The organism is Paraburkholderia sp. CNPSo 3274, assembly GCF_024206475.1.
In the GTDB taxonomy this organism is placed as follows: domain Bacteria; phylum Pseudomonadota; class Gammaproteobacteria; order Burkholderiales; family Burkholderiaceae; genus Paraburkholderia.
On sequence record NZ_JAMBPR010000067.1, the window covers coordinates 23,298 to 49,372 of the forward strand.

General features: G+C 65.1%; 18 protein-coding genes, 2 pseudogenes and 1 riboswitch. Of the genes and pseudogenes, 11 read left to right on the plus strand and 9 right to left on the minus strand.

All coding sequences use genetic code 11. From position 1 onward, the window contains the following. Positions 1-2: 2 nt before the first annotated feature. Both M3I54_RS33690 and M3I54_RS33695 read left to right on the plus strand, forming a co-directional pair. Complete coding sequence (locus M3I54_RS33690) at positions 3-3,191, plus strand: multidrug efflux RND transporter permease subunit (RefSeq protein WP_254343657.1); 3,189 nt, start codon at positions 3-5, stop codon at positions 3,189-3,191. Beyond that, on the plus strand, positions 3,184-4,659 hold the full coding sequence (locus M3I54_RS33695; RefSeq protein ID WP_254343659.1) for an efflux transporter outer membrane subunit: 1,476 nt from the start codon (positions 3,184-3,186) through the stop codon (positions 4,657-4,659). The genes M3I54_RS33690 and M3I54_RS33695 overlap by 8 nt, the downstream gene beginning before the upstream one ends. Positions 4,660-4,668: 9 nt before the next feature. On the opposite strand, the gene M3I54_RS33700 is transcribed toward M3I54_RS33695, so the two are convergent. Continuing rightward, complete coding sequence (locus M3I54_RS33700) at positions 4,669-6,078, minus strand: diguanylate cyclase (protein WP_375542261.1); 1,410 nt, start codon at positions 6,076-6,078, stop codon at positions 4,669-4,671. Positions 6,079-6,142: 64 nt separating this feature from the next. Beyond that, complete coding sequence (locus M3I54_RS33705) at positions 6,143-8,893, minus strand: bifunctional diguanylate cyclase/phosphodiesterase (protein ID WP_254343663.1); 2,751 nt, start codon at positions 8,891-8,893, stop codon at positions 6,143-6,145. 376 nt (positions 8,894-9,269) lie between these two features. Here M3I54_RS33705 and M3I54_RS33710 point away from each other — a divergent pair, with 376 nt between their 5' ends. Further along, positions 9,270-10,991, plus strand: a complete 1,722-nt coding sequence (locus M3I54_RS33710) for a dihydroxyacetone kinase family protein (protein WP_254343665.1) — start codon at positions 9,270-9,272, stop codon at positions 10,989-10,991. On the opposite strand, the gene M3I54_RS33715 is transcribed toward M3I54_RS33710, so the two are convergent. After that, complete coding sequence (locus M3I54_RS33715; protein WP_254343667.1) at positions 10,957-11,298, minus strand: DUF3237 family protein; 342 nt, start codon at positions 11,296-11,298, stop codon at positions 10,957-10,959. The two genes, M3I54_RS33710 and M3I54_RS33715, sit on opposite strands and share 35 nt — an antisense overlap. Positions 11,299-11,443: 145 nt before the next feature. Next, a pseudogene (locus tag M3I54_RS33720) lies at positions 11,444-12,196 on the minus strand (SDR family NAD(P)-dependent oxidoreductase); the annotation flags it as partial. A 376-nt stretch (positions 12,197-12,572) separates the two neighbouring features. Between M3I54_RS33720 and M3I54_RS33730 the strand changes: the two are divergent. Continuing rightward, the gene (locus M3I54_RS33730; protein ID WP_254343669.1) at positions 12,573-13,562 is read left to right on the plus strand and encodes a zinc-dependent alcohol dehydrogenase family protein; all 990 of its coding nucleotides are present in this window, start codon (positions 12,573-12,575) and stop codon (positions 13,560-13,562) included. Between the two features lie 37 nt (positions 13,563-13,599). On the opposite strand, the pseudogene M3I54_RS45215 reads toward M3I54_RS33730, so the two are convergent. Continuing rightward, positions 13,600-13,833: pseudogene (locus tag M3I54_RS45215) on the minus strand (metallophosphoesterase); the annotation flags it as partial. On the opposite strand from M3I54_RS45215, the gene M3I54_RS33735 reads away from it, so the two are divergent. Then, the gene (locus M3I54_RS33735; RefSeq protein ID WP_254343670.1) at positions 13,783-14,001 is read left to right on the plus strand and encodes a hypothetical protein; all 219 of its coding nucleotides are present in this window, start codon (positions 13,783-13,785) and stop codon (positions 13,999-14,001) included. The pseudogene M3I54_RS45215 and the gene M3I54_RS33735 sit on opposite strands and share 51 nt — an antisense overlap. Here M3I54_RS33735 and M3I54_RS33740 read toward each other — a convergent pair. After that, positions 13,967-14,497, minus strand: a complete 531-nt coding sequence (locus M3I54_RS33740; RefSeq protein ID WP_302059256.1) for a cytochrome b — start codon at positions 14,495-14,497, stop codon at positions 13,967-13,969. The genes M3I54_RS33735 and M3I54_RS33740 overlap by 35 nt on opposite strands. A 91-nt stretch (positions 14,498-14,588) precedes the next feature. Then, positions 14,589-15,806, minus strand: coding sequence for an FAD-dependent monooxygenase (locus M3I54_RS33745; protein WP_254343671.1), 1,218 nt, complete (start codon positions 15,804-15,806; stop codon positions 14,589-14,591). Between the two features lie 140 nt (positions 15,807-15,946). On the opposite strand from M3I54_RS33745, the gene M3I54_RS33750 reads away from it, so the two are divergent. The 3 genes from M3I54_RS33750 to M3I54_RS33760 all read left to right on the plus strand — a co-directional run bounded on the left by M3I54_RS33750 (position 15,947) and on the right by M3I54_RS33760 (position 19,781). Continuing rightward, positions 15,947-16,891, plus strand: a complete 945-nt coding sequence (locus M3I54_RS33750; protein WP_254343672.1) for a LysR family transcriptional regulator — start codon at positions 15,947-15,949, stop codon at positions 16,889-16,891. A gap of 95 nt (positions 16,892-16,986) precedes the next feature. Next, on the plus strand, positions 16,987-18,807 hold the full coding sequence (locus M3I54_RS33755) for a chloride channel protein (protein WP_254343673.1): 1,821 nt from the start codon (positions 16,987-16,989) through the stop codon (positions 18,805-18,807). A gap of 41 nt (positions 18,808-18,848) precedes the next feature. Further along, positions 18,849-19,781, plus strand: a complete 933-nt coding sequence (locus tag M3I54_RS33760) for a cyclopropane-fatty-acyl-phospholipid synthase family protein (RefSeq protein ID WP_254343674.1) — start codon at positions 18,849-18,851, stop codon at positions 19,779-19,781. Between the two features lie 16 nt (positions 19,782-19,797). Here M3I54_RS33760 and M3I54_RS33765 read toward each other — a convergent pair whose 3' ends face one another. Continuing rightward, positions 19,798-20,637: an ROK family protein gene (locus M3I54_RS33765; protein WP_254343675.1), complete on the minus strand. Its 840-nt coding sequence runs from the start codon at positions 20,635-20,637 to the stop codon at positions 19,798-19,800. Between the two features lie 22 nt (positions 20,638-20,659). Beyond that, complete coding sequence (zwf, locus tag M3I54_RS33770) at positions 20,660-22,282, minus strand: glucose-6-phosphate dehydrogenase (protein WP_254343677.1); 1,623 nt, start codon at positions 22,280-22,282, stop codon at positions 20,660-20,662. A 218-nt stretch (positions 22,283-22,500) separates the two neighbouring features. On the opposite strand from zwf, the gene M3I54_RS33775 reads away from it, so the two are divergent. From M3I54_RS33775 to M3I54_RS33785, 3 genes are all read left to right on the plus strand, one after another. Continuing rightward, complete coding sequence (locus tag M3I54_RS33775; protein WP_254343679.1) at positions 22,501-24,255, plus strand: IlvD/Edd family dehydratase; 1,755 nt, start codon at positions 22,501-22,503, stop codon at positions 24,253-24,255. Between the two features lie 128 nt (positions 24,256-24,383). Continuing rightward, a riboswitch (SAM-I-IV-variant riboswitch) is annotated at positions 24,384-24,487 on the plus strand. Positions 24,488-24,529: 42 nt separating this feature from the next. Then, positions 24,530-24,853 carry a hypothetical protein gene (locus M3I54_RS33780; protein WP_254343680.1) on the plus strand — a complete coding sequence of 108 codons (324 nt, stop codon included), beginning with the start codon at positions 24,530-24,532 and terminating at the stop codon, positions 24,851-24,853. A 43-nt stretch (positions 24,854-24,896) separates the two neighbouring features. Beyond that, entirely contained in the window at positions 24,897-25,865 is a 969-nt protein-coding gene (locus M3I54_RS33785) for an ROK family protein (protein WP_254343682.1), read from the plus strand. Positions 25,866-26,075: the final 210 nt, after the last annotated feature.

A 26,075-nucleotide genomic window follows, 5' to 3' on the forward strand; every position in this document is an offset into this window, starting at 1 on the left:
ACATGAACCGATTCTTCGTCTACCGGCCGGTCTTCGCGTGGGTCGTCGCGCTCTTCATCACGCTCTTTGGCGCCCTCGCGCTCATGCTGCTGCCGGTCGAGCAGTACCCCGACGTCGCGCCGCCCTCGCTCACGATATCGGCGGTCTACAGTGGCGCTGACGCGAACACGCTGGACCGCACGGTCACGTCGATCATCGAAGACGAAATGAACGGCGTCGAAAATTTCCTTTACATGTCGTCGCAGAGCCGCTCGAACGGCACGGCGCAGATCACCGTCACGCTCAGGCCCGGCACGAATCTCGACGTTGCGCTCTCGCAGGTCCAGGACCGCTTGAGCCGCGTCGAGCCCCGCCTTCCGCTAGAGGTGAGGCAGGTAGGCGTGAGCGTCACGAAAGCGTCGTCGGGCTTTCTGATGCTCATTGCGCTGCAATCCGCCGATGGTTCGATCCCGGCCGTCGAACTGGGCAACTTTGCCGCCAATAACATCGTCAACGAATTGCGCCGCATTCCCGGCGTTGGCGACGCGCAGTTGTTTGGTTCGTCGTATGCCATGCGGATATGGATCGATCCGGAAAAACTCGGCAGCTTCGGTATTTCGGCTAACGAAGTGATGACGGCCATCCAGGAGCAGAATAGCCAGACCGCGGGAGGGAGCCTCGGCGACCAGCCCCTTGCCCTGGGCGCCGAACTCAATGCGCAGATCGTCATGCGCGGCCGCTTTTCGACGCCCGAGCAGTTTCGCGAGGTCATCGTGCGCTCGAACCCGGATGGCTCTACGGTGCGTGTGGGCGACGTCGCACGCGTGGAGCTGGGCAACGACAGCTATGGCTTTCGCTTTCGCGTGAACGGCAAGGAGTCCGCCGGGATCGCCATCCAGCTCGCGAGCGGCGCGAATGCGCTGGCCGTGGCGAGCGCCGTTCGGCAGCGTCTCACGCAACTGCAGCCGACTTTCCCCAAGGGCGTGGCATGGGTCGTGCCGTTCGATACGACACCGTTCATCACGACCTCGCTGAGCGGCGTGCTGCGCACGATGGTCGAGGCGTTGCTGCTGGTGACGGTCATCGTGTTCCTCTTCCTCCAGAAATGGCGCGCGACGCTCATTCCCACGCTGGTCGTCCCGATCGCGCTGATCGGCACTTGCGTAGGCATCTATTTGTTCGGACTCTCCATTAATCTGCTTTCGTTGTTCGCCATGGTCGTGGCGATCGGCATTCTCAATGACGACGCGATCGTAGTGGTGGAAAGCGTCGAGCGCGTGATCCAGGAGGAGGGACTCGGTTCGCGGCGGGCGACCGTCAAGGCCGTCGGGCAGATTGCGGGCGCCGCCATCGCGAGCACACTCGTGCTCATTGCGGTGTTCGTTCCCATGGCGTTCTTTCCGGGCTCGACGGGCGCGATTTATCGCCAGTTCTCGGTCACGCTCACCGTCTCGATCTTTCTCTCGACCTTGCTCGCGCTGACGCTGGGTGTGGCCATGTCGGCAGCGTTGCTGGGCAGCAAGACGCAGACCGGTGACGGCACAGGCAAGCGCGCCGCCACACGCTGGCCGGCCCGCATGCAGCAGCGCGTTTTCGATGCGTTCAACCGCGGCATGGATACCGCCACCGAGCGCTACGTGCTGGCCGTGCAGGCCATGCTGCGCAAGCCGGTGCGTTGGCTCCTCGTATTCGTCGTGGTGTGTGCGGCGACCGGGTTCCTCTTCACCCAATTGCCGCGCGGCTTTATTCCGGGCGAGGACCAGGGGCACATTTTCGTCGCGTATACCGCGGCGCCCGGCGCGACGGCGCCGCGCACGCAACAGGTCGTGGATCAGGTCGAGGCCTTTCTCAGGCAGCAGCCGCAGGTGCGCAACATCGCGTCGGTCACGGGATTCAGCTTCTTCGGCCAGGGGCAGTCGGCGGCGATGTCCTTCGTCGACCTGAAGCCGTGGTCGGAGCGGCCGGGCGCGGCCAATTCGGCGGGGGCGCTGGTAGGGCGCGCGAACGCGGCGTTCCGCAATATTCCTCAAGCGCTCGTCTTCGCGCTCGATCCGCCGGCCATTCCTTCGCTCGGCAATGCGAGCGGCTTCACCATGAAGATACTCGACCGCAGCGGCGTGGGCGGCGCGGCGTTGCAGCAGGCGAGCGCGCGCATGCTGGCGGAGGCTGCGCGCAGCCCCTTGCTGGTGGGCGTGCGTCCCGACGGTTTGCCGCCCGCGCCGCAACTCTATGTCGATATCGACCGCGTGAAGGCGCGCGCGCTAGGGCTGCAGATCGGACAGGTCAACAGCGCGCTCGCGCTCGCATTCGGCTCGAACTACGTGAACGATTTCGTCTACGAGGGGAACGTGCTGCGCGTGCTCATGCAAGCCGACGCCGACCAGCGCATGCGGCCCGAGGATATCGGCGCGCTGCGGCTGCGCAACAACGTGGGCGAGATGGTGCCGTTTTCAGCATTCACGAGCGTGCACTGGAGTGCGGGGCCGCAGCAGGTCGAACGCTACAACGGCTTTCCCTCGGCGACGATCTCGGGGCAGGCGGCGCCGGGCCGCTCGAGCGGCGCGGCGCTCGCGGAGATGGAGCGCATTGCGGACCACGTTCTTTCCGGCAACCTGACCTACGAATGGACCGGCACGGCCTTCGAGGAGCAGCAGGCGGCCGGGCAGATCGGTGCGCTGCTGCTGCTTTCCCTCGTCGTAGTGTTTCTGCTGCTCGCCGCGCTCTACGAGAGCTGGGCGATTCCCATGGCGGTGCTGCTCATCATTCCGCTGGGCGTGCTGGGCGCGGTTCTGCTCACCATGGCGCGGCGTTTTTCCGCCGACGTCTACTTCAATATCGGCCTCGTGACCATCATTGGCCTCGCGGCGAAAAACGCCATTCTGATCGTGGAATTCGCGATCAAGGAGGAGGCCGCGGGCAGCGATACGGTGAGCGCGGCCGTGAACGGCGCGCGCCAGCGCTTGCGGCCGATTCTCATGACGAGCGTGACCTTCGTGCTCGGCATGCTGCCGCTCGTGCTCGCCACGGGCGCGGGCGCGGCGGGGCGGCAGGCGGTGGGCACCGGGATCATGGGCAGCATGCTCACGGCCACGCTGTTCGGCATCTTCTTCACGCCCGTGTTCTATGTAGTGGCGCGCCGATGGTTGAGCGGCAAACGCTCGCGCGACGATGATGAAGAAGACGCTCGGCCCGCGGGAGCGCACGATGCTTAAGACTGCCAGGTGGATGGCGATCTCCGCGTGCCTGACGCTCGCTTCGTGCAATTTCGCGCCGCGCTACCAGCAGCCGGAATTGCCGATTGCGCACACCTACGAGAGTGCGGATATCGCCGCGCCGGGCGGCGAGCGTCTCGCTTCGGAGCTGACGTGGGAGACGTTCTTTCGGGACCCCGCGCTCAAGCAGCTGATCGCCATGGCGCTGGCGCATAACCGCGATCTGGCGGCATCGGTTGCGCGCATCGAGCAGGCTCAGGCGCTTTATCGCGTGCAGCGCTCCGCGCAGTTTCCGCAAGTGGCCGCGGGCGCGGACGCAACCCGCACCAAAACGCCGCTGAACACCATCGAGCCCGAGCTTCCCAACAACAACACGTCGATTCACTTCAACCAGTACAGCGTGCAGGTGGCCGTCACGTCGTTCGAACTCGACTTCTGGGGGCGTGTGGCCAACCTGAGCGAGTCCGCGCGGCGCAACTACCTGGCGACGATGGAGGCCAACGAAGCGTTTCGTCTCTCGCTCATCAGCAACGTGGCGGCGACCTACTACGCGATCCTCTCGGGCAACGAGGGCATCGACCTTGCACAGCACACGCTGGAAACGCGCCGATACGCGCTGGAAGTTGCGCGGCTGCGCCTCGAAGCGGGCGCGACCTCGCTCGTGGACTACGAGCAGGCGCGCATTCTCGTCACGCAGGCGCAGACGCAGCTAGCCGAGTTGCAAAGGACGACGGGGCAGCAGCGCGATCAGTTGGTCGTCCTGATCGGCGGACCATTGCCGGACGCAGGGGACATGACGCAGCGCCACGTGCTGGCCGACGCCGACCCGTTCGGCATGCTCGACGCTGGCCTGCCTTCTTCGCTGCTCGCGCTGCGCCCCGATATTCGCGCGGCCGAGCAGTCGCTGCGTGCCGCCGACGCCGATATTGGCGCGGCGCGTGCCGATTATTTCCCGCGTATTTCGCTCACGGGCAATTTCGGCTATGTGTCTCCCGAACTGAGCGACCTGTTCGTGCCCGGCAAGCAGGCATGGCTCATATCCGGGTTCGTCACGCTGCCGATCTTCGACGCGGGGCGCCGCAGCGCGCAAGTGCGCCTGTCCGAAGCACGTCAAACAGAACTCGTGGCGAACTACCAGAAAGCCGTTCAGGTGGCGTTCCGCGAAGTCTCCGACGCGCTGATCGCGCGCCAGCGTCTGCACGAGCAAATCGCGGCACAGGAGCGCGCGGTGGCCTCCGAGTCGCGCCTGGCTGAAGCGGCGGAACTGCGCTACGAGAACGGCATTTCCATCTACCTGGAAGTGGTCGATGCGAAGCGCAGCCTGTTCGCGGCGCAACAGCAATTGATCCAGCTACGCGCGGGGGCGCTGCAAAACGGCGCTTCGCTTTATGTGGCGCTGGGAGGCGGGCAGGACGCGCCGCGGCCAGAGCACGCGGGCGAGGCGTCTAGCAGCGTTGCCAATCCCTAGCGCCGCGGGTCAGGCGCCGCACATGGCGACCCGGTTGCGGCCGCGCGCCTTCGCGTCGTACAGCGCCTGATCCGCCGCTTTGATGATCTGCGAGACATCGACATCCTGGTCCGGCGACCAGCTTGCGGAGCCAATGCTCGCGGTGAGCCGCCCGTACTCGCTGCCCGAATGCTCGATCGCGAGTTCGCTGATCGCATGGCGAATTTTCTCGGCGATCGCGCAGGCGCCTTCCATCAGCGTATCGGGCAGCACGACAATGAACTCTTCGCCGCCATAGCGGGCGGCGGTGTCCGCTGGCCGGCGGATGTTTTCGCCGATGCAGCGCGCCACGGCGGCGAGTGCGTCGTCGCCGGCCTGATGGCCGTACTGGTCGTTATAGGCCTTGAACCGGTCGATATCGACGAAGAGCAGCGAGAACACGCTGCGCGCGCGCTTGGCGCGCCGCCACTCCTGTTCGAGGATTTCGCCGAGCGTGCGGCGATTGTTCAGACCCGTGAGGCTGTCGGTGCGCGCGAGCAACTGCAGTTCCGACTCGGCACGCATTCTGCGCCGCAACTGCGTGGCGAGCACGAACGAGAGGCCGACGAAGCCGATCGCGAAGGTGCCCATGAGCGTACCGATGGTCAGCGCGCGCCGCCGCCACGCGGCGTAAATATCGGGTTCGGCTTCGGCCACCATGATGATGAGCGGCTGGTGTGGGAAATTGCGGAAAAAATACATCCGGCGTACGCCGTCTATCGACGACGTGTCCGAGAAACTGCCCTCCCTGGCAGCCAGAAAGTGGCGGAAGGTACTGGCGTTGCGGATGTTGCGTCCCACCACGGCCGGATCGTAGGGCTGGCGCATGATCATGATGCCGTCTTGCGCAATCAGCGAAATCGCCCCGTGCGGCCCGAGTGAGAGCCCGGCGAACAGCTGGTGAAAGTACTCGAGGTTAATGGCGATCATGACGATGCCGGCGAACGACCCGTCGGGGTGCGATAGCCTGCGGCTCAGCGCAATGCTGGGCGTGCCGTTGCGCAGGCGCGAACGGTAGGGCGCACTGACGTAGAGGCCGGCATGGGGATTGTCGCGCTGAACCGTGAAGTAGTCGCGGTCGGCGAAATTGGCCTCGAGCGGCGCACCGGTAGCTGAATCCAAGACGACATTGCCCGATTCGTCGAGCACGAGCATCGAGCCCAGATATTCCGCGGTGATGGCGTGGTCGAACAGCAGCTGGCTGCGCAGAGGCGCGGGCAACGCCATGACGTCGGGCCGGCCGATGCCGTCGACCACGGCTTGCAGCGAAAGCGCGTAGAGCTCGAAGTTGCGCTCGATGTCGCGTTCGGCAACGAGCGCGACGTTTCGCGAGTTCTCTTGCGCGCGCTCCAGGGCGTCGTGGCGGCTCTCGTAGAGCACCGTCGCGCAGAGCGTCGCCATGATGAAGGCGACCGCCAGGCTGCCATAGAAAATGGCGCGCGGCCCGGTGAGCCATCTGAGCAGGTTACCGTTGGTGAACGCTGGCCGCATGGCTCGCTTCCAGGTAGGACTGCGCGCTCACTGCATCCACAGGGCGTGAGAACCAGTAGCCCTGCGCCTCCTTGCAGCCGTTCTCGATCAGGAATTCCAGTTGCTGCAGCGTTTCCACGCCCTCTGCCACCACGCGCATGCCGAGCGTGTGGCCGAGGGCGAGCACGGCCTTCACGATGACCTCGTCCGCGCGCGAATGGCCAATGCCCTTCACGAACGACATGTCGAGCTTGAGACGATCTGGCATGAAGCTGCGAATGTACGCAAGGCTCGAATAGCCCGAGCCGAAGTCGTCGATGGCGACCGAGAGGCCCATCTCGCGAAGGGCGCGCAGCGTGGCGAGCGAACGGGGCGCCATGAGCACGCCTTCGGTGATTTCCAGCTCGATATTGCGTGGGCTCACGCCGGTGCGCGCGAGCGTATCCGCCATCATGGCGGGCAAATCCGCGCGCACGAACTGGACCGGCGAAACGTTGACCGAAACGACGATGTCCGGGTGCTGGCGCGCCCACTCGCGGGCCTGGCGGCAGGCCTCCGCGAAAACGAACTCGCCGATCGGCACGATCAGGCCGTTTTCCTCGGCAAGCGGCACGAACAGCGCCGGGCTCACCTGGCCGCGCTGCGCGTCGTGCCAGCGGACGAGCGCCTCGAAACCCATCGTCTCGCCCGTCGTCGGGTTGACTCTCGGCTGCCACGCAACGGCAAACGCGCGCGACGCCACGGCCAGCCGTAAAGCCTGAGCGAGGCTCGCCCGCTCCAGGTTCTGCGTGGCGATGGCCATGTCGAATACCTGCATGCTGCCGGGTCCCACCGACTTTGCGCGGTACATGGCGGAGTCGGCGTACTTGAGCAGTGAGTCTGGATCGCTCGAATGATCGGGGAACACGGCGAGGCCGACACAGGCGAGCGGCACGATGACCTTGTTGCCGATCAGCAGGCCATGTGTCAAGGATTCCTGCATGCTTGCCGCGGCGGCTACGAAGTGATCGACGTCGCCCCGGCCGTACAGCACGGCGACGAACTCGTCGCCCGCATATCGGGAAACCATTTCGTCCTGCGCGATATTGGCGGACAGGCGATGCGCCACTTCACACAGCACCTCGTCGCCCGCGGTATGGCCGAGCGAGTCGTTGACCTCCTTGAAGTTGTCGAGGTCGATGAACACCAGCGCGAACTTCTGCTGCGCGTCGAGCGCCGTCCTGACCAGTTCGCGCAAATGCGCCTTGAGGCCGAGCCGGTTCGGCAGATGCGTGAGCGAGTCCTCGTTGGCCTGCAGGCGCAACTGCTCCTGATAGCGGATACGCTCGGAAACGTCGTTGAACACGGTCACGCAATGCGTTGGGCGATTTCGCTCGTCGAGCACCGGCGCGACATGCAGTTCGATCCAGTAGGGCGAGCCATCGGGCCTGCAGCATTTGAGCAGGCCCTCGCCTTCGCGCTCCGATTGCATGGCATGCCGAATGATATTGGCATCGGCGGACGATTTATCGCAATCGAGCATGTCCCAATGCTCGGCGCCATTCGCCCTGGCCACTGTACGGCCGGTGATGCGCTCGAACGCAGCGTTGGCGTACGTGATGATGCTCTCGCCCGCGACCTTCTGCGAAATGATCACGGCGTTTCTCGAAGCCTCCAGCGCCCGGCTGCGAATGCGCAAATGCTCTCTCGCCTGTTCGTGCGCCGTAACGTCGTGCGCGGTGATGAAGCAGGCATCCTGGCCCGCATAGTCCAGCAGATGCCAGGCGATATCGACGTGGATCACGTCTCCGCTAATGCGCACATGCCGGCGCACGCCGCCTGCGCCGCTTTGCGCACCGGAATTCACGTAGCTATCAAGGTCGCGGCGGAACGCGCCGGTTTCGGCCTGCGGGCGAAGCTGCTCGACCGACATACCCTTGAGCTGCTGCAGGCTCGCGCCGTATTGGCGCTGGGCCGCGGCGTTCGCGGTGAGGATCGCATAGGAGCGCACATCGAAAATGAGCATCGCGACGGGATGCTGCTCGAAGTATTCGCGAAAGCGCCGCTCGGCCTCGAACGCGACGATCTTCGCGGCGCTGCGGGAAAGCGCCGCGCGGTGGCTCGTAAACAACGTGAAGAGCAGCAGCAGCGCGCCGGCTGTCGCCGTGCCGATCAGCGAGATTTTTTGCCGCGCGAGCTGCTCCTGTGCGCCGAACTGCACGACCTTGATCTGCTCGCGTTGCTGGGAGCGCAGCTCGGTGAGCAGCGACATGATGGAGCTGAGCGTTTCGTTTGCGCGCTGCATCAGGGCGGGCTCGAGCTTTGCGCCTGCGTCCGCGAGTGCGATATTGCGCGCGGCCGCGTCGAGCTGCTCGGGCCAGATGGCGCTCAACTGCCGCAACTCGCGGATCGTGCGCTCATTGCGCGGCGCACCGGCAAAGTCGTGCTCGAGCCGGTCGTAAATGCCGGCCACAACTGCGGCCCGCTTGATCGGCCACGCGCGGGACGTGTAGCCCGCCGTGCCCACGCCTTTGAGGAAGTCGGTATTCGCCGCAATATGCAGCGTAAGCAGGCCTTCGAGTTCCGACGTGATGTTCAGTTCTTGACGAAGCCGCGAGTCGGCCGTTCCACGCGAAAGGTTCGCGCTCAGCATCGCGCCGATTGCCACGCAGACGATCAGCGCGACGGCTAGCGTAACGGCGACGCCCTTGCTGAGCGCGCGGGACGGTGCCTGTGGAGGGGTTCCGGATATTTCAGCTACGTTCATCGCCACGCAACGCGATTCGGCACTTCGCCACTCGCGCCGCGTTGCTCGGCCGGAGTGGGCGGGTTACTCGTGAAGGCACCGGCGTCAGCGCGGGAGGCGGGCAGAGGGGCCATGGTGTTCCAGACATGCGGACGGCGAAGGCACGGCAAGTCCGTGATCGCTCGCTACTGTCTGAATAACGGGCATTCGGCGTGCCGCTTTGATTGGTGTTTTTACCTAGGCGCGTGGATCCTGGGAGGCTTGCGCTGCGAGTAGGGCATGCATCCGGAGCGCGTTCGATGCCCGTGCTTCAATACGCCCATGGCGTGAAGGGATCGCGCGCGGTCCGCCGTTTCTGCCCTCGTTTTTGCCCCTGTTACTCATTCAAGGGACTCTTATGAAGAAACTCGTGAACGACCCGTCGTTTGTGGTGCGCGAAATGCTCGAGGGCATTGCGCGCACTACGCCGCATGTCGCCATGCTCGGCGACGAAAACGTCCTTGTGCGCAACCCGTTGCCCAGCCCGCCCGAGCGCCCGGTCGCCGTGATTTCGGGTGGCGGCAGCGGGCACGAGCCCGCGCATGGCGGTTATGTCGGACAAGGCATGCTCACCGCCGCCGTGTGCGGCGAGGTGTTTACGTCGCCCTCCACCGACGCCGTGCTCGCCGCGATTCGCGCGAGCGCGGGTCCGAACGGCGCACTGCTCATCGTGAAGAACTACACGGGGGACCGGCTCAATTTCGGTCTCGCGGCCGAACTGGCGCGAACCGAGGGTATTCCGGTCGAAATCGTCATCGTGGCCGACGACGTGTCGTTGCGCGGCTATACGGAGCGCAATCAGCGCCGCGGCATTGCTGGTACTGTGCTAGTGCACAAGATCGCGGGCGCGGCGGCGGCGCGCGGCGACGCGCTGGGCCTCGTGGCCGCGATTGCGCGCAGCGTGGCTGAGAATCTCGGCACGATGGGCGTGGCGCTCGATGGCTGCACGCTGCCCGGCGCGGAGCAAGCCGGCTTTCGCCTGGCCGACGACGAGATCGAACTCGGCATGGGCATACACGGCGAGAAAGGCGTCGAGCGCACGGTGCCGATGGCGGCGAGCGAATTGACGGCAACGCTGCTCGCCAACATCGTCGAAGACCTGGCGTTGAAAAGCGGCGAGCGCGTGGCGCTGCTCGTGAATGGACTGGGCGCGACGCCGGAGATGGAACTGGCGATCATCATGCGCGACGCATTCGAGAGCCTGAATCGCCGTCATGTGGCGGTCGAGCGGGCGTGGACCGGCACGTTTCTTTCGGCGCTCAACATGCCGGGCTGTTCGATCTCCGTGCTCCGGCTCGACGATGCGAAGCTGGCGCTGCTCGACGCCGCCACCGAAGCGCGCGCGTGGCCTGGCCTCGGGACGCTCAATCGGCAGATCCGCATCGAGCCTGCGTTTTCAGCAGCGGGTGCGCGTGCCGAGACGGGTGCGATGCCAGCGGACGCGGCGAGCGTTGCATGGGGGCGGCGTCTCAAGCCGGCGCTCGATGCCGTTGCGCACGCATTGATCGAGAACGAAGCGCTGTTCGCGGACCTCGATTCCCGAGCCGGCGACGGCGATCTGGGCGCGAGCATGCATCGCGCCGCGCAGGCCATGCTCGCGGTGCCGCAAGGCGCACTCGGCCCGCCGGGCAGCGCGCTCGCCGCGCTTAGCACGGCATTGCGCCGCGCGATAGCGGGCAGTTCCGGGCCGTTCTACGCAACGGCGCTGCTGCGCGCCTCGCGCACGCTTGGCGAGCAAGCGCAGCCCGACGCGCTGGATTGGGCGGCCGCCATGCGCGGCGCGGCCGAGGCGATCAGCGAACTAGGCGGCGCGAAATCCGGCGACCGCACGATGCTCGATGCGCTCGTTCCCGCCGTCGATGCGCTGGAAAGCGCCTTGAAGTCGGCGCGCCCCGTGGGCGAGGCGTGGGCGCAGGCGGTGAGCGCCGCGGAGTCCGGTGCGAAAAGCACGGCCCAAATGACGCCGCGCGCGGGCCGGGCAAGCTATCTCGGCGCGCGCGCGATCGGGACGCCCGATGGCGGCGCGGTGGTGGTGGCGTGCTGGCTCAAGGCGCTGCAGCCGCATATCGGCGCGGGGTGAGGTACGGTTGCGGCGAAACGCGTGGCTCAGAGCACTTCGAAAATGCTGTAGACCGGACCACCCGGAAAGTGCTGCCGTCGCCGTGCACGCTCTGCCAGTCGCTGCCGCCATCGAGCACGACGCCCGAGAGGCGTTCGCCCGCGAACGTGCCGGACGGCACGATGCCGACACGGCGCAGCCCGGCTCCGGTCTGGCCGACGATCTCGATCGGCTTGACGTCGAGCCGCATCACGAAGAGCGGACGTGTTTGCACCGCTTGGAGCGCGGGCGGGAGTTCATCGAAACGCGGCGTGGACATGGTGGTCATCTTAGGGGTCGTTCACGTTGATGGCGGGCCTGCGGACGTCGTCGAATACCGCTTCTTCAGCGGCGGGAAACCGGCGGGCCGCATCAGTGTATGCGAGGGGCCCGCGGCCGAGCGCGGTGGCGCAACGAGAATTACGCCGCCGTGCGCCCGCCGTGCGCCCGCCGTTCACGCGCAGGACTTCGCCCGTCATGAAGCTGGCCGCGCCGGAGCCGACGTAGCGGATCGCGTCGGCAATTTCCTCGGGGCTGCCGGCGCGCCTGAGCGGCACGTTCGCGAGCGCGGTCGCCTTGCGCTCTGGGTCGGGCATGAAGCGGTCGAGCATGGCGGTCTGCACGGGGCCGGGCGCCACGGCGTTCACGCGCATACCGAACGGCGCCGCTTCGAGCGCGGCGGATTTCGTCAGGCCTTCCACGGCGTGCTTGCTCGCCACGTAGAGCGCGGCGTTGGGCGCACCGCGCGAGCCCATGGTCGACGAAACGTTGACGATGCTCCCGCTGCCCTGCGCCGTCATGGCGCGCAGTTCATGCTTCATCGCGAGCAGCGTGCCGAGCACGTTCGCGTCGAACACGGCCGCGTAATTCCCCGGCGTTTGTTCGGTGACGGGGCCGGGCTCGCCTTCGACGCCGGCCGAGTTGACGGCGATATCGATGCGGCCGAAACGTTCGATCGTGCGCTCGACCAGCGCGCGCACGTCGTCCTCCTTGCTGACGTCGGCGTGGATGTATTCGGCTTGCGCGCCGAGTTCGCGGAGTTCGTCCGCCAGCGCGCGGCCAGGCTCGTCGCGGCGGCCGGAAACGACCACGCGCGCCTTGTCGCGAGCGTAAGCGACAGCGGTGGCGTGGCCGATGCCGGTCAACGCGCCGGTAATCAAAACGACAGGTTGGGTGTCCGTGTCCATGGTATGGCTCCGTGAATGTCGTGGTATGGCGGGGGTTCAGCGAGTGTTGTGCGAGTTCAGTGGGTTGCCGCCTGCTCTTCTACCTCCACAGGCGTCGTGCCGAACTCTAGAGCGCGCTTGCGCGGCGGAAAAAGACTTTGTAGGCTTGCCGGCATACCTGCGAGGCATGGGCGTTCGGCAGGCATTTCTCGTCAAACCCGGATTTGCCGTATCGTCTGAAGCATAAATTTCCGCTTAGGCCGTATGTGCGCGCAGCATTCTGGGGCGGCGACGAAAAGCACTACTCGGACTTCCCGGTTCATCAGTCGAACTCACAGGCCGCAACGACCCTATGACGTGCTCATTGCGCCATCATCAATCGAAGCAGGAGTTACTCATGTCACGGACAGTCAAGTTTGCAGAAGCAGGCGGCCCCGAAGTGCTGCAATTCGTGGACGAATCGGTACGCGCCCCCGGCCCCGGCGAAGTTCGGATCAAGGTGAAAGCCATTGGCATCAATCGCGCGGAATCGATGTGGCGCGCCGACCAGTACATCGAGCCAGTGCGCTTTCCGGCAGGACTGGGGTATGAAGCGGCTGGCATTGTCGACACCGTGGGCGAGGGTGTAGTCGGCATCGCATCGGGAGACAAGGTCAACGTGATCCCGTCGTTTTCGATGAATCAGTACTTCACCTATGGAGAAAGCATCGTCGTGCCGGACTATGCAGTCGTCAGGCAGCCTGAATCACTTTCGTTCGCTGAAGCTGCGTCGGTGTGGATGATGTTCGTCACCGCATATGGCGCACTGATCGAAGACGCGAAGGTCGGCGCTGGCGATTATGTCGTCGTGCCGGCCGCGTCGAGCAGTGTCGGACTCGCGGCAATCCAGATTGCGAACTACGCGGGTGCGATTTCGATCGCGGTCACGCGTCACGCCGGCAAGAAACAGCCGTTGCTCGACGCGGGCGCGGCGCACGTGGTCGTGACCGACGAGAGGGATCTGGTTGACGAGATCATGCGGATCACCGGCGGAAAGGGGGCGCGTGTCGCGTTCGATCCGGTCGGCGGCCCGAACTTCGCGAAACTGATCTCGGCGCTGTCTTTCCAGGGGATCGCGTATCTCTACGGCGCGCTCGATGAACGTGCGACGACGCTGCCCGTGCTGGAGATGATCGCGAAGGTCGTCAGCGTGAAGGCCCATAACATCTGGCTCACCAGCGGCGATGCACAGCGCCGAAAGGCCGCCGTGGAATACGTGCTAAAGGGACTCGAAAGCGGCGCGCTCAAGCCCGTTATCGACCGTACCTTTACGTTCGAGCAGATTGTGGATGCGCACCGCTACCTCGAAACCAATGGGCAGTTCGGCAAGATCGTGGTTACGGTGTAGTACGCCGACGCGCGGTGCTCAGCATCGGCAAACACTATTAGCAATAACCGGTGCGAAGCGCCGTTTCCCGGTCGGGCCGGCCATTGGCAGCGGCACGTTCGGCGGCCGCGTGCCAGTCGTACGCCACGGCGCGAAACGCCACCTCCCATCCGCGCGAGGTACGTTTGACGCTCGCGTAGCGCGCGTGCGGAGTCCCCGTTTCCATACGGTGCGCAAACGGGTGCGTGTCCTCGTAAGCGGGCAGGCCGACACTGCCTGGGTTGACGATGAGGCCGTGGATCTCGCGAGCCGCGGCATCACGGTGAACAACATCCAGCCGGGGCCGACGATCACCGACATGACCGCCGGGCACATTGAGGCGATCAAGCCGCTCATTCCGCTCAAGCGCGCATGGTGGCGCGCGATTAGAGCTTCATGCGTTGCAGCACACGATCGTTGAGCACGAAACGATGAAAGAGCGCCGCGGCCACATGCAGGCAGATGAACGCGAACAGGACCCACGCGAGCACGCTGTGGACGTCGCCCATGGAGTGCCCGAATGACGAGCCCGCAGGGGAGAGCGCGGGCAGGGGGATGGCGCCGAACAGCCTGACGTCCCACGCGCGCGACGAGGCGTTGATCCATCCGAGCACGGGCACCGCGATGAGCAGGGCGTAGAGGCCGAAATGAGTGAGGGCCGCCACGGCACGCATGAACGGCGCCTGGTTGTCGGGCGGCGGACGATGGGTGGCGCGCCAGACCAGACGGCACGCCATGGCCGCGATGAGCGCCGTGCCGACGCCCAGATGCCAAGCAATCTCGCCAACGGGGCGCGTGTCGCGGTGCACATCGGGCATGGTCCAGCCGATCACGAATTGTGCCGCCACGAGTGCGACGACGAGCCAGTGAAGCAGACGCGCAACGAGGTCGTAGCGCGAGTCGGCGGTGATTTGCATGGGCGCTCCGTGCGGAGAAATGGTCGGTTCGAAACGGCGATTCTAGCGTGCCGAGATTAACGGATCATTAACTGCGGGGCTTGCGGGCCCCTCAAAGCCACGTCCCTCCCTGCCGCTCGTTCGGCTCTTGCGCAAGCGCGTCGAAATCATGGATCCAGTCCAGATGATTCAGCACGCCCTCGCGCGAGCCGAGGCGGGCGTTGCGCTCCTGCGCAGCGGGGCCATCGGGCAGGTGCAGCACGTCCGCCGTGGTAATCGAAGCGTACTGCACCTTGCGCGTGCGGCCCCGGCGCAGGCGCTCGTAGGCTTCCTGCGCTTCGCGCCAGTTGCCTGGTCCCGCTTTCGCCAGCTGGGCGGCCAGCACCACCGCATCCTCGATCGACTGGTTCGCGCCCTGGCCGTGGTGCGGCACGAGCGCATGCGCGGCGTCGCCGATCAACGTGATGCGGCCCTTGCTCCAGCGGCCGAGCGGCGGACGGTGGAACAGCCCCCAGCGCTGGCTGATCGGTACGGCGGTAATCATCTGCACGACGGCCGGGTGCCAGTCCTTGAAAAGGCGCAGTTGCTCGCCTTCTTGTGCAGGCATGACCCACTCGCGCGACGGCCACGGCGAGGGATGGCGCTCCACCAGCAGGAAGTTTTGATCGCCCTTGTCGCCGATCGGATAGTGCAGCAGATGGCCACCCGGCCCGACCCAGAACTGAATCGTCTCGGGATCGGGCAACAAATCCATGCGCTCGGCGGGCACCACGCCGCGAAAGCCCGAGCAGCCCGAATACAGCGCGTCGTCGTAGCCCAGCATCCAGCGCCGCGTGACCGAGCGTGCGCCGTCGGCGCCGATCACGAGATCGGCATCGACGTGTTCGCCGTTGGCGAACGTCAGGCTCACGCGATCGGGATGCTGCGCGAGATCGACGAGCCGATGGCTAAGCTTGATACGCTCGAGCCCGACCGCGCTCGACAGCGCCGCTTGCAGATCGGCGCGATGCACGCCCCAGTACGAGCCGCCGAATTGCTCGCGGTAGTCCGGTGCGCCGCGATGGTGGCCGATCACATTGCCGCTGCGTCCGTCACGATAGACGAGCCCCGGCACTTCCGCGCACACTTTTTCGAAGTCCGGGCGCAGGCCCATGCGCTCGTAGAAGCGCGTGGCGTTGGCCGAGAGCGCGACGGCCGCGCCCACTTCGCGTAGCTCGTCGGTCTGCTCGAAGAGTTGCGCGTCGATGCCGTGCTCGCGCAGCGCGAGCGCAAGTGTGAGGCCGCCGATGCCAGCGCCGACGATCGCAATCTTCAGATCACGTTGTTTCATGACTGTGTCTCCGATATTCAGATTTATGGGGGGGCGGCTCGCGTTGCTTCGTCACGCGCACACCGTGTCCGTATTCTCAGCAGCGACTACTCATTCCGCAATAAAATGGAATGAATCTGCTTCATCACTGGATTGAATGAATGGAACTGGGCGATATCGATCTCAACCTGCTGCTGCTGTTTCATCGGCTCATGCGGGAGCGCCGCGTGGCGAGCGTGGCCGAGCAGATGAACATGAGCCAGCCCGGCGTAAGCAACGCGCTTGCGAAGCTGCGCCGCCTGCTGGGCGATCCGCTCTTCGTACGCGGACCGGGCGGCGTGGTGCCCACACCGTTCGCACTGCGTCTCGCGGAGCCTGTCGCGCAGGCGCTCGCCACGCTGCACGGCGCGCTCAATCCCGTGACCGGCTTCGATCCGCTGCGCGCCACGCGCACCATAACGATCGGCATGACCGATATCGGCGAGGTCGTGTTTCTGCCCGCGCTGCTCGAGCGCCTGGCGCGCGAAGCGCCGGGCGTCGCGCTCAACACCGTGCGCAATACGGGCGTCAATCTCAGCGACGAGATGGCCGACGGCCGGGTCGACCTCGCCATCGGATTGCTGCCGCAACTCAAAGGCGGCTTCTACCAGCGGCGCCTCTTCGATCAGCGCTATGTCTGCCTCTTCAGGCGAGGTCATCCGCTGGAGAACGCGCCGCTCACGCTCGCGGCCTGGCGCGAGGCCGAGCATCTGGTGGTGGTGTCGGCGGGCACGGGTCACGGCCAGGTCGACGAATGGCTGAAGCGGCGCGGCGTGAAGCGTCAGGTGCGGCTCTCGGTGCCGCACTTCATGAGCGTGGGCTACATCCTCGAGCGCACCGATCTGATCGCCACGGTGCCGGGGCGGCTTGCGCTGCAACTGGCGAAGCCGTTTTCGCTGAGCCTGAGCGCGCTGCCGATGAAACTGCCTGCCGCGCCCATTCATTTGCTCTGGCACGCGCGCGTGCAGCACGACGAAGGCAACCGCTGGCTGCGCGAACTCGTGATCGAAATCTTCGCCGATGGGGGCGGGCAAGCCCGCAAGGGCAGCGGCGCTGCCCGCTCTTGAGCGGCGAGGGAATCAGTCAGCGCCACGAGTTACATCATGATGTGATATAAAGTGCGGAGGATATTACTGACCGATTTTGAGCGGTAAGAGGAACCATGAGCAATCACAACGGCGACAGGGGCGATTTCGCAACCGATGTCCGGCTTCTGCGCATTAGCGCCATTGCGGCCGCTGGTGGCGCGCTGAGCACGGTCGCGGCGGACCTTCTCCTGCACCTCATCCATTTCTTCACGAATCTATTCTTCTTCCAGACGTTTTCCACGGCGAATCATGCGCCGGCAGAGAACACGCTCGGCGTGCTTGTGGTCGCGATCCCTGTGATCGGCGGCCTGATCGTGGGGCTGATCGCGCGCTATGGCTCCGAGCAGATTCGCGGACACGGCATTCCCGAAGCCATCGAAGCCATTTTGTTTGGCAAGAGCAAGATGTCGCCGAAAGTCGCCGTGCTCAAGCCGCTTGCGTCCGCCATTGCGATCGGCAGCGGCGGGCCGTTCGGGGCCGAAGGTCCGATCATCATGACGGGCGGCGCGATCGGCTCACTCATCGCGCAGTTCTTCCATCTCTCGGGGGCAGAGCGCAAGGCGCTGCTCGTGGCGGGTGCGGTGGCGGGCATGACCGCGGTGTTCGGCACGCCGGTCGCCGCCGTGCTGCTCGCCATCGAGCTGTTGCTCTTCGAATTGCGGCCACGCAGCCTGCTGCCTGTCGCCATTGCCTGCGCCGTTGCCGGATTCACGCGTCCGCTGCTGCTCGGCAGCGGCCCGCTCTTTCCGCTGCAAACCATGCCGCTCGGGACGGTCGGCATCGTGTCGTCGTGCATTGCCGGGGTCGTCGCGGGCGCGTTGTCGTGGGGCCTTTCCACGTGGCTCTACAAGGTCGAGGACCTGTTCGGCAAGCTGCCTGTCCACTGGATGTGGTGGCCGGCGCTCGGTGCCATCGCGGTGGGCGTTGGCGGGTACTTTCAACCGCGCACGCTCGGCGTGGGCTACGACGTGATCGGCGATCTGCTGCACAACCACCTCGCCATGCAGGCGGTGATCGGCATCGTGGTCGTGAAGGCCATCATCTGGGTCATTGCGCTGGCTTCGGGTACCTCGGGTGGCGTGCTCGCACCGTTGCTGATGATGGGCGCGGGCGTGGGCGCGCTGGTCGGTCCGTACATGCCGGGCCACGAGCCCGCGGTGTGGCCGCTCATCTTCATGGCAGCAGCGCTCGGCGGCATGATGCGCGCGCCGGTCATGGCCGCTGTGTTCGCGTTCGAACTCACGGGCGACGCCAATGCCTTGCTGCCACTGCTTGCTTCGTCTGCGGTTGCGTACGGCTTTACGGTGCTGCTCATGCGACGCTCGATTCTCACCGAAAAGATCGCGCGCCGCGGCTATCACATCTACCGCGAATACAGCATCGACCCGCTCGAGCGGCACTACGTGGAAGAGGTGATGACGAGGGGCGTGCAATCGATCGACGCTCGCACGACAGTCGCCGATGTGCTGCGCACCTACTTCGGCGCGCAGCAGAAGTTCCGCGCGTTCCCCGTCGCCGACAACGGTGTGCTCGTGGGCATGGTCGATCGCGCGTTGCTCGACAGTGCGTTGTCCAGTTCTGCGCATGCGCCCATCGGCGCGCTTTTTTCCGATGCACTGCCCGAAGTCGCGCTGCCAGGCGAGACCTGCAGGAACGTGGCCGCGCGCCTGGCGATCATGGGACTCGACCGCGTTCCCGTAGTCGACGACGAGAAGACCCGCCGCCTGCTCGGCATTGTTTCGCGGCACGATCTCGTCAAGCCATCGCTTTCGGTGTTCACGGAGGAGCGCGAGCGCGAACAGTTCCGCCGCGTATGGGTGCCGCGCAGTGAGCGCTTTGCACCCGCCAGCAAGCGCCCGGGCATGACGGACGAGCGCGCCGAAGCCGAACACTGAGCCCTGCCTGCACAACACAACGCGCCAAAACGGAGAAATAGATGCCTGATGAGGGAAAAGCAAAACACGGGTTTGGCTCCTTCCTTAAATCATTTGCGGCGCGCGTGCTGACCGAGCGCGACACGCACCTGGGCGATGTGCCCAACGAATACTTCGCCATGTGGCTGGACCCGAGAATGGTCTACTCGTGCGCGTGGTTCGAGAGCGGCGAAGAAGACCTCGCCACGGCGCAGCTCAAGAAAATCGACCATGTGCTCACGAAAATCGGCCTGAGGCCCGGCCACCGACTGCTCGATGTCGATTGCGGGTGGGGCGCACTGGTCATTCGGGCCGCGCAGCAATACGGCGCGCGCTGCGTAGGCGTCACGCAGTCGAAGAATCAGTTCGAATGGGCGCGCGAGTACGTGAAGGCCGCGGGTCTTGCCGATCGCATCGACATTCGCCTGCAGGCGTACGCCGATGTAAAGGGTCGCTTCGACCGCATTGCGAGCCTGGGCATGTTCGAATGCGAAGGCCGCAGCGATCTTCAGGACTACGTTTCAGTATTGCAGCAACACCTCGAACCGGACGGCGTGCTCGTGAGCCACGGCATCATGTCGACGGCGCCTGGCAGCATCGACTCGCGCTTCGGCCTGGACAGCGGCGCGTACCTCGCGCGCTATCTCTTTCCGGACGACGAACTGCCCGACTTGGGCTATGCGCTCACCGCCATGCGCGAAAGCGGCATCGAGGTGTCGAACATCCAGAACCTGCGCCGGCATTGCGTGCGCACGCTGGGCCTGTGGGAGGAGAACTTCCGCGCGAAGGAAATGGCGCTGCGCCAACTCGTGAACGACCGGAAATATCAAACGTGGCGCCAGTATCTGCGCGACTGGGCCGCGGCGTTCGAACACGACGAGGTGTCGATGTACGAGATCGTTGGGCGCAAGGTGGGCACACGGGCCAGCGCGTTGCCCTGGCCCGGCGTGAGTTAGTCCTCAAGCGAATGCGCTAGCGGAATTTGCCCGCACGCTGCGTGGCCGCGGGCAACTGCCGCGTTTCGCGCACCGAACGCGGATGCCACAGGCGCGCGCCGCCCTCGATGCCCCGGTCGTTCGGCACGGTCGCCACATTCGGCGGCAGATCGAACGTGAGGCGAGCCGCGTTGCCGCCGCCTATCCACAGCTTGTCGTAATGCACGAGCGAGTCGAGTATGCCGATGATCTCTTCGACGCGCGCGTTCCAGCGTTTGTTGCCGGCCTTGCTGCGCGCGGCGTCGCCGATGTACTCGTCGTATGCGCGCTTCTTGCTGATCGGATGATGCGCGAGTTCGAGGTGCGGCATCAGTTCGCCGTCACGGAACATGGCCGTGCCCACGCCGGTGCCGAGCGTCATCACGAATTCGAGGCCTTGCCCTTCGATCGCGGCGAGCCCCTGCATTTCCGCGTCGTTGATCATGCGCACCGACGCAATGCCAAGGCGCTCGCCAAGCATCTGCGCGAGCGGCACGTCGTTCCAGCCTTCGGGGCCGAGATGCGGCGCCGTGATCACATGATTGTTGCGCACGAAACCAGGAAAGCCGATCGAAACGTGTGTGGAAGGATACTGCTCGAGCAGCGGCTCGACGAGCGTCGCGAGCGTATCGACCAGTAAGGCGGGCGGGCACGGATGCGGCGTCGCCACGCGCACGCGCTCCGTGCGCATCGCGCCGTTCGCGCCGATGATCGCGGCCTTCAGGCCCGTTCCGCCTACGTCGATGGCAAGAATATTTTCGATGTCCTGCGAGGTGTGCGTCGCACTTACCGCGCTTTTCACGGCGCTCTTCTTGATCGCTTTTTCGATTTTGGCCATACGGTCTCCTTGGCTGTCTGGTTCACTTCTTCTTCGCCTGCGTCTGTGCGAGTGCGCGCCACGCCCGGCCGTCGCGCGCGAGCAGTGCGTCCGCCTGCGCCGGGCCTTCGCTGCCCGCGGCGTAGTCGTACACCGGAGGCGCGGCGTCGAGTTCCGGGTGCAATACGCCATCCACCGTCGACCACGCCGCTTCTATGCCGTCGGCGCGTTGAAAGAGCGTCTGGTCGCCGAGCATGCAATCGTAGAGCAAGGTTTCGTAGCCGACGTTAGCACGCTCCGCGAAGAAGTCGTCGTAGTCGAACGACGAATGCACCGGGCCGATCTGCACGACCGGCCCCGGCGTCTTCACGTTGAAGTCGAAGCTCGTGCCATGCGACGGATCGATGCGCAGCGTCAGCACGTTGGGCGTGAGCGTATCGACTGGCGTGTCGCGAAAGAGGAGAAACGGCACGCGCTTCAACTGCACCGAGATCTCCGTGCGACGCGCAGCCAGGCGCTTGCCGGTACGCAGATAGAACGGCACGCCCGCCCAGCGCCAGTTGTCGATCTGCACGCGCGCGGCGGCATAGGTTTCGGTGCGGCTGTCTTGCGCGACGTTGGGTTCTTCGCGGTAGCCCACGCCCGCCGGGCCTTTTGCGTATTGACCGAACACCACGTCGTCGGGTGTGAGCGGCTTGAGCGCATCGAAGATTTCGGCTTTCTTGTTGCGCACGGCTTCGGCGTCGAACGAGTTGGGCGGCTCCATGGCGACCATGCCGAGCAGTTGAAACAGGTGATTGGGCACCATGTCGCGAAACGCGCCAGTCTGCTCGTAGAACTTGCCGCGGCCTTCCACGCCGATCACTTCCGAAGCCGTGATCTGCACGCTGTCGATGTACTCGCGCCGCCAGACGGGCTCGAACATGGCGTTGGCGAAGCGCAGCGCGAGAATGCTCTGCACCGTGTCCTTGCCGAGGAAATGGTCGATGCGATAGACCTGCGATTCTTTCGCGAAGCTCAGCACATGCTGGTTCAAGTCGCGCGCCGAAGCGAGATCGGCGCCGAAGGGCTTTTCGATCACGACGCGGCGGAAGGTGCCGTTGCTGTCGCTGCCCTCGTCGAGCAACCCGGCCTTGCCGAGACGCTCGATAATCGGCTTGAAGAAGCGCGCGCCTACGGCGAGGTAGAACACGACGTTGCCGCGCGACTTGCCGTTCAGTTGCTGGGCGAGACGCTGGAATGCGCTGTCGTCCTCGAATTCGCCCGCCATGTAGGTGAGACGCTGCGCGACCCAGTCCCACGCCTTGTCGTCGAGCTTGCCGGCGTGGAAGGTGCTCGCCTTGTCGGCGGCGAATTTTTCCAGCGAGGCGTGCAGATCGTCGGACCACGCTTTCGTTTCGCGCTCGCCATGATTCACGCCGATGATCTTCATACCATCGTCGAGCAGGCGGTCGACGGCGAGGTTGTAGAGCGCCGGCATCAAAAGGCGGTTGGTCAGATCGCCGCCCGCGCCGAAGATCACGAGCGTGCAGGGCGGCGCGGGATGTTTGCCGGCGGGCGAGGCGGGGGCGGCCGGTGCGCCTTGTGGATGCGCAGGCACTTTCGCGCTGGGGGCCGCGCGGGAAGCCTCGTTGGAAGAATCGGGCTGGGTCGGTTTCGTCGACATGATTTCGCTTCCGTGGGCCGAAATGAATACAGTAAGCAAATCCGGTTCCTTGACTGACCGAGTTTGCGCGCATTCGGTTCAATGCGCTAATGAAGGTATTTTGTAATGTCGTGAGCGCGCACGCCGGGCCGCTCTCCACCTCGCTGACTGCGCGGATCGCAGTACCCTTACCGGCGCCGGCACTTTGACCCATCTGAACCGACCCGAGGACTGTGGCTATGGCCGAAAAGCACTCCCCCGACGAAAAAGATTCCCATGATCCGCAGGGCATGCGTGGCGGACTGACCCACTACGGCGACACGGACTTCTCGTTGTTTCTTCGCAAAGCCTTCATCAAGGGCGCCGGATATACCGACGACGCGCTGGAGCGTCCCGTAATCGGCATCACGAACACGGGCAGTGCGTACAACCCGTGCCACGGCAACGTGCCGCAGCTTCTCGAGGCGCTCAAGCGCGGCATTCTGCTGGCGGGCGGATTGCCGATGGAATTCCCAACCATTTCCATCCACGAGAGCTTTTCGCAGCCAACGAGCATGTTCATGCGAAACCTCATGTCGATGGATACGGAGGAGATGATTCGCGCACAGCCCATGGATGCGGTCGTGCTCATCGGCGGCTGCGACAAGACGGTGCCCGCGCAGTTGATGGGCGCGGCCTCGGCGGGCATTCCGGCCATTCAGCTCATTACCGGGTCGATGGTGACGGGCGCGCATCGCGGCGAACGCGTCGGCGCGTGTACGGATTGCCGCCGCTATTGGGGCAAGTTTCGCGCGGGCGAAGTCACGGCGGAAGAGATCGCCGAGGTGAATGACCGCCTCGTGCCGAGCGTCGGCACGTGTGCTGTCATGGGTACGGCCAGTACGATGGCTTGCGTCGCGGAAGCCATGGGCATGACGATGCCGGGCGGGGCCTCGCCGCCAGCGGTGACGTCGGACCGCATGCGCGTGGCCGAGCAGACCGGCGCACAAGTCGTGGAGATGGCGCGACGGCGGCTCACCATCGACCAGGTGCTCAGCGCCGAGTCGTTCGAAAACGGCTTGCGGGTGCTGCTGGCCATTGGCGGGTCGACGAACGGCATCGTGCATCTTGCCGCTATCGCCGGGCGCATGGGATTCGACATCGATCTGGACGCGGTGGACCGCATGGGCCGCGAAACCCCGGTGCTGCTCAACCTGAAGCCTTCCGGCGAGCACTACATGGAAGATTTTCATCGGGCTGGCGGCATGGCCACGCTGCTTCATGAACTGAAGCCCCGGCTTCATCTCGGCGCCATGACCGTGACCGGCCGCACCTTGGGCGAGGAGATGGAGCGCGCCGGGCCGCGCTTCGCGCAGGACGTGGTGAAGCCGCTCGGCGCGCCCATTTACCCGCAAGGCGGCCTGGCCGTACTGCGCGGAAATCTTGCGCCGGGTGGCGCGGTCATCAAACAATCGGCCGCCTCTGCGGCGCTCATGGAGCATGAGGGCCGCGCGGTCGTGTTCGAAGACGCTACCGATATGGCGAACCGCATCGACTCGGACGACCTCGACGTGCATGCCGATGACGTGATCGTCCTCAAGCGGATTGGGCCAAAAGGCGCGCCGGGCATGCCCGAGGCCGGCTATATCCCCATCCCGAAGAAGCTGGCGCGGGCCGGGGTAAAAGACATGGTGCGGATTTCGGATGGACGGATGAGCGGCACGGCATTCGGGACGATCGTGCTGCACGTCACGCCGGAAGCCGCCATAGGCGGCCCGCTTGCGCATGTCCGTAACGGCGACCGCATCCGCTTGAGCGTGGCCAACCGCGAGATTGCCCTGCTCGTGGACGACGAAGAACTGCGGCGCCGCGCGCAGGCGAATCCGGTGACTGCGCCCACGGCAAGCCGCGGTTATCACAAGCTCTTTCTCGACACCGTGACGCAGGCAGACAAGGGCGCCGATTTCGATTTCCTCAGGGCGGCCGAATCGCGAGGCGCGGTCCCCAGGAAGTAGCTTGCGGGCCGGAAGGCCGGGTCCGAAGTTGCGCGTGGCCGCACTTCTTGCCCGGCACCTTGATTCCGGTATAATGAATATACGTTCGAAATATCGAACAAGAGAAAGAAGCAGAAGCAGAAGCAGAAGCAAAGCATCCAGAGTCGGACTGACCGACGCCAACCTGCCCTCCCGGGCAAGGTGGAAGCCCTCGAGGCGATGCGGCCGATTTACGGCAACGAAACGGGAGCAGCATAGCTGGCACCGGTTCGATCGACCTTCATCCGGAGCCACTATGCCTCAAGATATCCCCGCCTCCTCCTCGTCGACCGTCTGTGAGGACTTGTCGCACTGCCTTCCTGGCTTCACGTTGACTCACACCGTTCATCTGGTGTCCGGTCTGGATCTCGGCGTCGTTTCGACGGCCGCTGGCGTGCTCGACGGCGAACAGGTGGTCGTCGACCGATGGGCCGTTATCCGCTGCGGTGACGTGCTCGAGCAAAAAATCGTATTTGGCGAAATGACCGAAAGGCGGGCGGCCCGGCTGCGCGAACAGCTCGCGGCTGTCGACGGTGTGTTGCGCGCGAAGATAGAGCATCATTTCGTTCGCGCCCGCTGAAACCGCAGGCTGGCGTCGACGATGCACTGAAAGAGGAGCCAGGGTGCCAGACACCAGCGTTGAACAAAGGCAACACCCACGAGTCTTTGTCGCGGACATCGGCGGCTCATACATCAGGCTCGGTGTGTCGGACAGTCCGGGTAGCGTGCGCCTCGTCGAAAGCGTGCCGACGCCCATCGACAGTTGGGAGGCGTTCGGCGCGACCCTCGAATCCCTCGCGACTCGTCATATTGGCGAGACCCGCTCGCCCCTCGTCATCTCGATGGCGGGGGCGATCGATCCCGCAAGCGGCGTGATTTGCGCTTCCAACGTCCCATGCGTCTCGGGCCGCGTGCTCGGCGCGGAGTTGTCATCCCGGCTTCGGCGGCGCATACGCATTGCAAACGACGCAGACTGCCTCGCATTGGCTGAGGCCGTCGAGGGCGCAGGTGCGGGCCACGATGTCGTGTTTTGCGTGGTCCTCGGCTCCGGTGTGGGCGGCGGACTCGTCGTTGGCGGCCATGTGGTTGGTGGCGCGAGCGGCATCTCGGGCGAATGGGGCCACGGGCTGCCCGTCAGTACGCACGTCGACTTCAATGGCATGGGCCACGCGGAGCCCGTGAGCGCATTGCGTTGCGGTTGCGGGCGCCTGGGCTGCGTCGACACCATCGGCGGCGCACGCGGTCTGGAACGGCTCAACACACTCCTGAACGACGAACAGAAAGACAGTCACACCATTCTCGACGACTGGCAGCAAGGCAGCGATCGCGCGCAGCGCACCATTTCTGCCTGGCTCGCACTGGTATCGGAAGCCCTCGCAGCCGTAATCAACATCACGGGCGCTTCGGTCGTCCCGGTTTGCGGCGGCCTTTCGAATGTGGCCCCTTTGATCGATGCGCTGGATGCGGCAGTGCGCAAGCGCACGCTGCGGGCGTTTCGCGAACGCGTCGTGGTTCCGGGCACATTTCGGCGTGACGGCGGACTCATCGGCGCGGCCATCGTTGCGCGACAGGACGACTTGCGGGAGCCGTAATGCGCCGTGATCGCACGTCCAGGAAAAATGGGCTTCCGACGCCTAAACTGATATATGAAGCCAACCGGCTATCGGTCAGCGACTCGGTCAGCGGCTATCGGGGTGAGCATCATGAAAGGGCGTGAATTGTGCAGACTCTTGCTCGTGCTCGTGGCGCTATGCATCAGCGCCGGGGCGAGCGCGGGTAGAGGCGGCGGCTGGGTGCATGGC